Below are 8,847 nucleotides of genomic sequence, written 5' to 3'. Positions count from 1 at the left end.
GCCGCAATTCTTCAGTCGACTTTGGGGCAGCCTCGACAGCACCGCCTTGGACGAAAAGGGCCCGCTTCGGAAACGAGGCGGGCCCTGACTTTTTATCGAATGTTGCAGAACCGCTCAGGCGAGCGAGCCCTTGGCGACGAAGAAGGGGTTGTCGAGGCCCCGCTCGGTCTTGCCGTAAAGCAGGGGCGTGCCGTCGAGCTGGGTGACGGAGCCGCCGGCGGCTGCCAGGACCGCATGACCGGCTGCGGTGTCCCATTCCATGGTCCGGCCATGGCGGGGATAGATGTCTGCTTCGCCCGCTGCGACCAGGCAGAATTTCAGCGACGAGCCCGCAGCCAGAAATTCCTTCACCTTGTAGAGGCTCAGATATTCGTCCGTCTTCTGATCGCGATGGGTCCGGCTGGCGACGACGACCATGCCTTCCTCGGACGGACGGCGAACGGAAATGCGCCTTGGTTCGGCTGCGCCCTCGATCAGCCCTTCTGCATGCGGTGCCAGCTCCTGCTCGTAAGCCTGGCCGGGGCCATAGCCGAGGAAAAGCCTGTTCTTGGCAGGCGCATAGACGACTCCTGCGACAGGTACGCGATCCTCGATGAGCGCGATATTGACCGTGAATTCGCCGTTCTTGTTCACGAATTCCTTGGTGCCGTCGAGCGGATCGACCAGGAAGAAGCGGTTGGAAAATTCCGGGATGTAGCCGGCGGCGGCCTTTTCTTCCGATACGACCGGAATGTCGGGCGTTACCTTTGCCAGCTCGCGCAGGATAATATCCTCCGCCTCCTGATCGGCGGCTGTGACCGGACTGTTATCGTCCTTTTGCTTCACCTCGAAGTCGGTCGCGTAATGGCGCATGATGGCGGCGCCCGCTATCAGGGCGATGCGGCGCAATTCCCGAGCGAGCGTTCCTCGGTCGGTTGCAGGGGCAGGGCTGGACGCTGTCACGAAGCGGGATCCTCCGGCTGGCGGTTCGAAGATGCGGGAGAACAGCACCGGACCGGTGCAGGGTCAAGCCATGATAGGTCCATGGAACGAAAGGGTGTCGGGCTGGTTTTGTCCGCGTTGCGATGCTATCAGATTTCAAAGGCTTGGAGCCGATCCGGCTCGACATCGATGAGACGGAGCCGTTTTCATTCCGGCGAATGCGCCATGAAGAACGGTTCGGGGCTAAACGGGGATTCCACACTTCTCGCGGGGCAAAATGACTGAAATGACCGAAGTGCCGGCGCTGGAACTGGCGGCGCTGATGTGCAGCCGGGTTTGCCATGACGTCATCAGCCCGGTAGGGGCGATCGTCAATGGGCTCGAAGTTCTGGCCGAGGACGATGATGAGGAGATGCGTGCGCACGCGATCAAGCTCATCACCGACAGCGCCGCTCAGGCCTCCGCCAAGCTGCAATTCGCGCGTCTGGCTTTCGGCGCCGCAGGCTCTGCCGGTGCGGAGATCGATCTGGCCGATGCGCGCGCCGTGATCGAGGCGATGACGGCCGGGGACCGCGTCAAGATCGTCTGGGAAGCGCCCGCCGCCAATATGGGCAAGGACTATGTGAAGCTGTTGCTCAACATGGTGCTCATCGGCATGGCCGCGGTGCCGCGGGGGGGCGAGGTCGTCGTGAAAATCGAAGGCGAGATTTCCGCACCGACCATTCTGGTGCGTTCGATCGGGCAGGCGGCCCGTATTCCCGACGAGACCTCGCGTTTCCTGCATGGTCCCGACACGGAGGCTTTTCTCGATGCCCGCGCCGCGCAGCCCTATTTCACCGGCGCGGTGGCCCGGTCGCTCGGCCTCGATATCGAGGCGGGCATGGAAGGCGAGGATTTCGCGATCGTGGCGAAGCCCAAAGGCTGACCCCGGCATTTACCGGCACCTAAGATAATAGAATAAGACAATAGAAAAGGGCGTCTCCCGCGGGAGACGCCCCTTTTTTCTCAACCTTGCGTGACAGTGGAGCCCCCCGGCTCTCCATCAGGCGCTTGCGGTCGCCTTGGCGGGAACGCTGTTCTCCGCCGGGTCACGCAGCACATAGCCCCGTCCCCACACGGTCTCGATATAATGGTCGCCGCCTGTCGAGGCCGCGAGTTTCTTGCGCAGCTTGCAGATGAAGACGTCGATGATCTTCAGCTCCGGCTCGTCCATGCCGCCATAGAGATGGTTCAGGAACATCTCCTTGGTGAGCGTGGTACCCTTGCGCAGCGAAAGGAGTTCCAGCATCTGGTATTCCTTGCCGGTGAGGTGCACGCGATTGCCTTCCACCTCGACGGTCTTGGTATCCAGATTGACGGTCAGCTTGCCCGTATTGATGACCGACTGCGAATGACCCTTGGAGCGGCGCACCACGGCGTGAATGCGCGCGATCAGCTCGTCCTTGTGGAACGGCTTGGTCATGTAGTCGTCGGCACCGAAGCCCAGGCCGCGAACCTTGTTTTCGATGCCGGCAAGGCCGGAAAGGATCAGGATCGGGGTGGTGATCTTGCCTACGCGCAGCTGCTTCAGGACCTCGTAACCGCTCATATCGGGCAGGTTCAGGTCGAGAAGAATAATGTCGTAGTCATAGAGTTTGCCGAGATCGACGCCCTCTTCCCCCAGATCGGTCGTATACACATTGAAGCCGTCAGACTTCAGCATCAACTCGATGCTCTGCGCTGTCGCGCTATCGTCTTCTATGAGCAGAACTCGCATGAGTGCCCCCTTTGAGACAAGGCCAGCCATCCACCCGGCACCATTGGCCCAGTTAATCGATGTTAGGGAAGGTAAGGCGATTTGGTTAATAAAGGTTAATCGCAAGCAAAAAAATTATGAAAATTTTATCTAGTTTTGCTCGCAGCCATCCAAAAACAGTGATTATGCCATGGGATTGCCATGATCCCTGCGGTTATGGAACCTGGATTTTCAATTTGGCTCACCACGGGCTTTTTCAGGGTTTACGCCGTCTTAAAGTCTTGCAGTCGATAATGCGCCTCAATCCGGCCGGAGGGGCTTTCCGCCTCGCCGGCAGCTCTCTACAGGAGCAGGCAAGGTGCGGGCACTTACGGCAGAAATCTCGACGATCCCCGGCATCCGCCATTATGGCCGGGTGGCGAGCATCCAGGGCCTCATGGTGGAGGTGGCCGGGCCGCTGCATGCCATGGGCGTGGGCAGCCGCCTTTCGGTGACCACGCGCGCGGGTGACGAAGTCGTCTGCGAAGTGGTCGGCTTTCGCGACGATCATGCGCTTTGCCTTCCTTTCGGTCCCCTGACGGGGATCGGTGTCGGCTGCAAGGCGGAGCTGTGTGCCGAGGAACCGCATGTCTATCCCTCCAGCGCCTGGCTCGGCCGCGTCGTTAATGCGATGGGCGAGCCGATCGACGGCAAGGGGCCGATCGCGCAAGGGGCGGAGCCGTGTCCGCTACGCAATGCGCCGCCGCCTGCCCATCTGCGTCAGCGGGTGCGGGGCAAGGTCGATCTTGGCGTCAAGGCGCTCAATACATTCATCAGCTGCTGCCGCGGGCAGCGCATGGGCATTTTCGCAGGCTCCGGCGTCGGCAAATCGGTGCTGATGTCGATGCTGGCGCGCAATACCGATTGCGACGTCTCCGTTATCGGCCTTATCGGCGAACGCGGCCGCGAAGTGCAGGAATTCATCGAGGACGATCTGGGCCCTGAGGGGCTGGCGCGTTCCGTCGTGGTTGTGGCGACATCCGACGAGCCGGCGCTTATGCGCCGTCAGGCCGCGCTCATGACGCTGACGCTTGCCGAATATTTTCGCGACAAGGACCAGGATGTGCTCTGCATGATGGACAGCGTGACCCGCTTTGCCATTGCACAGCGCGAAATCGGCCTTGCGACCGGCGAGCCGCCGACCAGCAAGGGCTATACGCCGACCGTATTCGCGGAATTGCCGAAACTTCTCGAGCGCGCGGGACCCGGGACGGGGAGTGGCTCCATTACCGGCCTTTTCACCGTGCTGGTGGATGGCGACGACCATAATGAGCCGGTGGCCGACGCGGTACGGTCCATTCTCGACGGACATATCGTCATGGAACGCTCGATTGCCGAGCGTGGACGCTATCCGGCGATCAATGTGCTGAAATCGGTGTCGCGCACCATGCCGGGCTGCAACAGCGAGGAGGAAAACCTCCTCATTCGCCGCGCCCGCAATCTGCTCGCAACATATGACGACATGGAAGAACTGATCCGGCTTGGTGCCTACCGGCCCGGTGCCGACCCGCAGGTGGACGAGGCGATCCATTTCCAGCCGGCGCTCGACGCGTTCCTAGCACAGCGCAAGGACGAGGCGATGACGCTCGAGCAGGGCTATGCGCGGCTTGCGGAAATTCTCGCGGATCATCCGGCTGTGCCGGAGGAGGATGAGTAATGCGAAATCGCGAATCCCTGATCCGGCTCCACAAATTTCAGGTCGATGAACGCCGCCGCAAGGTCGCGGAGATCGAGCTGCTGCTGACCGAATTCCGCAACAAGGAGCGCGAGCTGGAAGCGCAGGTGCTGGCGGAACAGGAAAAGGCGGGCATTTCCGACGAGGCGCACTTCGCCTATCCGATGTTCGCCAAATCGGTGCAGAAGCGCCGGACCAATATTCTGCAGTCGATAGCCGATCTGGAAGTCCAGCTCGGCGCGGCGCAGGAAGAGCTCGCCGCCGCCTTCCGTGAACTCAAGAAATACGAACTCATGGAAGAAAGCCGCAAGCGCAAGATGCAAAAGCAGACCCAGCGTCTGGAGCAGGCGGCGCTCGATGAGATCGCGCTGCAAATTCATCGCCGCAGCTGAGGTATCCGTCTTTCGGAGCCGAATTTCCATCGAGGGCCAAGAGCGTTAGACTGTCCGCTTCACGAATAACGAGATGCGGACCCAACCTCATGCCTTCATTCGATATCGTCTCGAAGACCGACCTGGCCGAATTCGACAATGCCATCTCCAATGTGGAGCGCGAAATCTCGCAGCGCTACGACTTCAAGGGATCGCATTGCACGCTGGAGCGTAACGAGCACGAACTCACCATCAATGCCGATGACGATCTGAAGCTCAAACAGATGCATGAAGTCCTTCAGGGCCATCTGTCAAAGCGCGGGATCGAAACGGGTGTGCTTGACTACAAGACGCCTGAAAAGGCCGCGGGTCAGGCTGTGCGCCAGAAAGTGGTCATCCGCGAGGGGATCGATCGCGATCTGTCGAAGAAAATCGCCAAGGAGATCAAATCGTCAGGGGTCAAGGTGCAGGTCGCCATTCAGGGCGACGAATTGCGCGTGACCGGCAAGAAGCGTGACGATCTTCAGGCTGCGATCCAGCATGTGAAGGGGCTCAAACTGGAGCAGCCGCTTCAATATGTGAATTTCCGCGACTGATCGTCTTTATATGGATGTGAAAAGGCCCGGCACTGGAAGGTGCCGGGCCTTTGTCGTTCGATCGAAGCGCTCTCAGCGCCTGAAGAAGAGCCGGCGCACCAGATAGATCAGGCTGATGGCGATGAGATAGCCGACAAACCGGATTGCCACGAGTTTCAGCACGTCCGGATTGAGATAGTCCGGAAGCGGGTTCGGCGCATCTGCAAGCACGCGGCGGCCGATGTTGATTGCCTCATGGACAAGCGTGGCGCCGATCGCGAACACGAAAATGCGCCTGTATTGGGTCATCAGGAACGCCGCAATGAGCGCGATGATGAGCCCCTGAATGGAATTGACGTTGTCGAAGCCTTGTTGTGCCCAGGTCAGCGCAGTGTTCAGCACGTCCTGTACCGTATCCATGGAATACCCCCTCTTGATGCACTGCCGGGAAACCCCGCCCGGCGAACAGGGTGCCGCTGACGCCACCTGGCAGCGTGCACCTCTCTAACGGGGGCAAGCCTATCCAAAAATGGGACAGGGTCCAGTGCAAAGCTTGCCGCCGGACTGTCCGCATGCGTTGCAAAAGCGTCATCGCGCCGGAAAACCGGGGCTTTCCGGCGCGACGGCGTTAATCATAACGCAGGTTAGATCGTGCCGACGGTCCGCAGTTTGGCGCGGGGATGGATTTCGCTCTGCGACATGACGAAGGTCTGAGGGCGGAACCTCTCCACGATGGAGCGCACATAGGGGCGGATGCCGGGGCTTGTCAGCAGGACCGGGATCTCGCCGCCTTGTGCGGCGTCCTCGAAGCTGGCGCGCATGTTCTGGATGAACTCCTGGAGAAGCGAGGGCTGCATGGCGAGCTGCTTTTCCTCGCCCTGTCCGACCAGCGCGTCGGCGAAAGCCTGTTCCCAGTTCGCCGACAGGGTAACCAGCGGCAGGAACCCCTTGTCATCCGTGTGGGCCGCGCAGATCTGCCGTCCGAGCCGGGCGCGCACATGCTCGGTAATGAGCGTCAGGTTCTGCGTGTGGCCGACCGCTTCGGCGATGCCCTCGAGAATGGCGGGGAGGTCGCGAATGGAGATGCGCTCGGTGAGCAGCGTCTGGAGAACGCGCTGGATACCGGTGACGGTGATCTGGGACGGCACGAGATCGTCCACCAGCTTCTTGTGTTCCTTCGGCAGTTCGTCGATCAGCTTCTGTACCTCGCCATAGGACAGGAGGTCGGCCATGTTGTCCTTGATGATCTCGGTCAGATGCGTGGTCAGCACCGTGGGCGGATCGACAACCGTGTAACCGCGGAAGGAAGCTTCCTCGCGCAAGCCTTCGTCCACCCAGGTTGCGGGCAGGCCGAAAGCGGGCTCGGTCGTGTGGAGGCCGGGAAGCTGGATCTGGCTGCCCTGCGGATCCATGACGAGGAGCTGGCCGGCATAGACTTCGCCGCTGCCGGCTTCGACTTCCTTGACGCGGAAGATGTAGTCGTTGGAGCCGAGCTGCACGTCGTCGAGAATACGGACCGACGGCATGACGAAGCCCATATCCTGTGCGATCTGACGGCGCAGCGCCTTGATCTGATCGGTGAGCTTGCGGCTGTCCTTGCCGTTGATGAGAGGCAGCAGCGCATAGCCGATTTCAAGACGCAGCTCGTCCATGCGAAGCGCCGAGGTGATCGGTTCTTCGGGGATGGGCTTGTTGTCCTCTTCCTGCTGGACGGCGAGTTCTTCGGCCGCCGCCGTTTCCTTGCGCGATTTGGCGAGATACCAGGCCAGTCCGCCCGAGGCCCCGGCGAGCAGCAGGAAGGGGAATGTCGGCATGCCGGGCAGGATCGACATGGTCGCCATCACGAAGGACGACATGCCGAGCGCCTGGGGGTAGCCGGAGAGCTGGTCGAACAGCGCTTCGTCGGCGGCGCCCTCGACACCTGCCTTGGAGACGAGAAGGCCCGCCGCCGTGGAGACGATGAGCGCCGGGATCTGGCTGACGAGACCGTCGCCGACCGTCAGCAGCGTGTAGGTGTGGGCGGCTTCGCCCATGGTCAGGTTGTTCTGCGCGACACCGACGATGATGCCGCCGATCACATTGATGAAGGTGATGAGCAGTCCGGCCACGGCATCGCCGCGCACGAATTTCGAGGCGCCGTCCATGGCGCCGAAGAAGGAGCTTTCATTTTCGAGATCGGTGCGGCGGCTGCGCGCTTCCTTTTCGTCGATCAGTCCGGCGGACAGGTCGGCGTCGATCGCCATCTGCTTGCCGGGCATCGCGTCCAGGGTGAAGCGGGCGGCCACTTCCGCGATACGGCCCGAGCCCTTGGTGATGACGACGAAGTTCACGATGACGAGGATCGCGAAGACGATCACGCCGATCACGAAATTGCCCTGCATCACGAAGCTGCCGAAGGCCTGAATGACATGACCGGCAGCGGAGGTGCCTTCATGTCCATGGCCGAGAATGAGGCGCGTGGAGGCAAGGTTGAGCGCGAGGCGCAGCATGGTCGCGATCAGAAGAACGGTCGGGAAGGCGCTGAATTCCAGCGGTTTCTGGATGAAAAGCGCCGTCATCAGCACCAGCACCGAGAAGGTGATGGAGATGGCGAGCGAGAAATCCAGCAGGAAAGCCGGCATGGGCAGGATGAGGACGACGATGATCGTCATCACACCCAGCGCGAGCGCGAGATCGCCGCGCTTGGCCATGGCCGTCATGATGCTCATCGGCGTTATGCCGCGCAGGTTGAAGGCTGTTCCCAGCCCGCCTCCCGTCTTCGCCTCAGCCGCACTCGCTTCGCTCATTGCCGGTCTTTCTTCAGAAAGGGGTTTCGTAAATCAGGGCTGGATATCCCGGTCGGCCTTATCAGCCGGCATGGGCGCGGAGTTCGCCGGGCTGCGGCACGCGGACGCCTTGCTCGGAATATTCCTTGAGCTTGTTGCGCAGGGTCCGGATGGAAATGCCGAGAATATTGGCGGCATGGGTCCGGTTGCCCAGGCAATGGTCGAGCGTGTCGAGAATGAGGTTCTGTTCCACTTCGGCGACTGTCTTGCCGACGAAGGAACGGGCCGTTGCATCCGCCACAGCGGCGGCGCGCTGGGCGACGTCGGCTTGCGGCGTGGCGTCGATGCGCGAGCCGTCTGGCAGGCGGATGGCGTCGATGCCGATTTCGTCGTCGGTGGCGAGAAGCACGGCGCGATGCATGGTGTTTTCCAGCTCGCGCACATTGCCCGACCAGTGGTGACGGGTCAGGAAGGTTTCCGCCTCCTCGCTGAAGGGACGTTCGGCGACGCCATTGGCATGGGCGAAATGCGTGATGAAGTGTTTCGACAGCGCCAGAATGTCGGCCGGGCGCTCGCGCAGCGGCGGGAGCTGGAGGTTCACGACGTTCAGGCGGTAGAAAAGGTCTTCGCGGAAGTTGCCGTTGCGCGCTTCCGCGGCAAGGTCGCGGTTCGATGTCGCGACGATGCGGATGTTCACCTTGATCGGCGTCTTGCCGCCGACGCGGTCGATTTCGCGCTCCTGGATTGCGCGCAGGAGCTTCGCCTG

General features: G+C 61.3%; 9 protein-coding genes. 4 read left to right on the top strand and 5 right to left on the bottom strand.

Annotated elements, in window-relative coordinates; genetic code table 11:
* Positions 1 to 114: 114 nt before the first annotated feature.
* Positions 115 to 942, bottom strand: a complete 828-nt coding sequence (cysQ, locus tag CMI59_RS14195; RefSeq protein WP_293328893.1) for a 3'(2'),5'-bisphosphate nucleotidase CysQ — start codon at positions 940 to 942, stop codon at positions 115 to 117.
* Between the two features lie 256 nt (positions 943 to 1,198).
* Here cysQ and chpT point away from each other — a divergent pair, with 256 nt between their 5' ends.
* Positions 1,199 to 1,846, top strand: a complete 648-nt coding sequence (chpT, locus tag CMI59_RS14190; protein ID WP_293328892.1) for a histidine phosphotransferase ChpT — start codon at positions 1,199 to 1,201, stop codon at positions 1,844 to 1,846.
* A 117-nt stretch (positions 1,847 to 1,963) separates the two neighbouring features.
* Here chpT and ctrA read toward each other — a convergent pair whose 3' ends face one another.
* A complete protein-coding gene (gene ctrA / locus CMI59_RS14185) occupies positions 1,964 to 2,677 on the bottom strand; it encodes a response regulator transcription factor CtrA (protein WP_167090362.1) in 714 nt (237 codons plus the stop codon).
* 337 nt (positions 2,678 to 3,014) lie between these two features.
* On the opposite strand from ctrA, the gene fliI reads away from it, so the two are divergent.
* The 3 genes from fliI to CMI59_RS14170 all read left to right on the top strand — a co-directional run bounded on the left by fliI (position 3,015) and on the right by CMI59_RS14170 (position 5,337).
* On the top strand, positions 3,015 to 4,352 hold the full coding sequence (fliI, locus tag CMI59_RS14180) for a flagellar protein export ATPase FliI (RefSeq protein WP_293328891.1): 1,338 nt from the start codon (positions 3,015 to 3,017) through the stop codon (positions 4,350 to 4,352).
* Positions 4,352 to 4,762, top strand: coding sequence for a flagellar export protein FliJ (gene fliJ, locus CMI59_RS14175; RefSeq protein ID WP_293328890.1), 411 nt, complete (start codon positions 4,352 to 4,354; stop codon positions 4,760 to 4,762). Before fliI ends, fliJ begins: the two co-directional genes overlap by 1 nt.
* 89 nt (positions 4,763 to 4,851) lie before the next feature.
* Positions 4,852 to 5,337, top strand: a complete 486-nt coding sequence (locus CMI59_RS14170) for a YajQ family cyclic di-GMP-binding protein (protein WP_293328889.1) — start codon at positions 4,852 to 4,854, stop codon at positions 5,335 to 5,337.
* 72 nt (positions 5,338 to 5,409) lie between these two features.
* On the opposite strand, the gene CMI59_RS14165 is transcribed toward CMI59_RS14170, so the two are convergent.
* From CMI59_RS14165 to CMI59_RS14155, 3 genes are all read right to left on the bottom strand, one after another.
* Positions 5,410 to 5,736, bottom strand: coding sequence for a hypothetical protein (locus CMI59_RS14165; RefSeq protein ID WP_293328888.1), 327 nt, complete (start codon positions 5,734 to 5,736; stop codon positions 5,410 to 5,412).
* A gap of 224 nt (positions 5,737 to 5,960) precedes the next feature.
* Positions 5,961 to 8,024: a flagellar biosynthesis protein FlhA gene (gene flhA / locus CMI59_RS14160; RefSeq protein WP_293328894.1), complete on the bottom strand. Its 2,064-nt coding sequence runs from the start codon at positions 8,022 to 8,024 to the stop codon at positions 5,961 to 5,963.
* 139 nt (positions 8,025 to 8,163) lie between these two features.
* Positions 8,164 to 8,847: sigma 54-interacting transcriptional regulator (locus CMI59_RS14155; RefSeq protein ID WP_293328887.1), on the bottom strand; the 684-nt coding region annotated here is incomplete at its 5' end.

Origin of the sequence: Parvibaculum sp. (assembly GCF_002684405.1) — a bacterium.
GTDB lineage: Bacteria > Pseudomonadota > Alphaproteobacteria > Parvibaculales > Parvibaculaceae > Parvibaculum.
The sequence above is the reverse complement of the archived record's forward strand: the minus strand, read 5'-3'. Positions and strand labels throughout refer to the sequence as shown.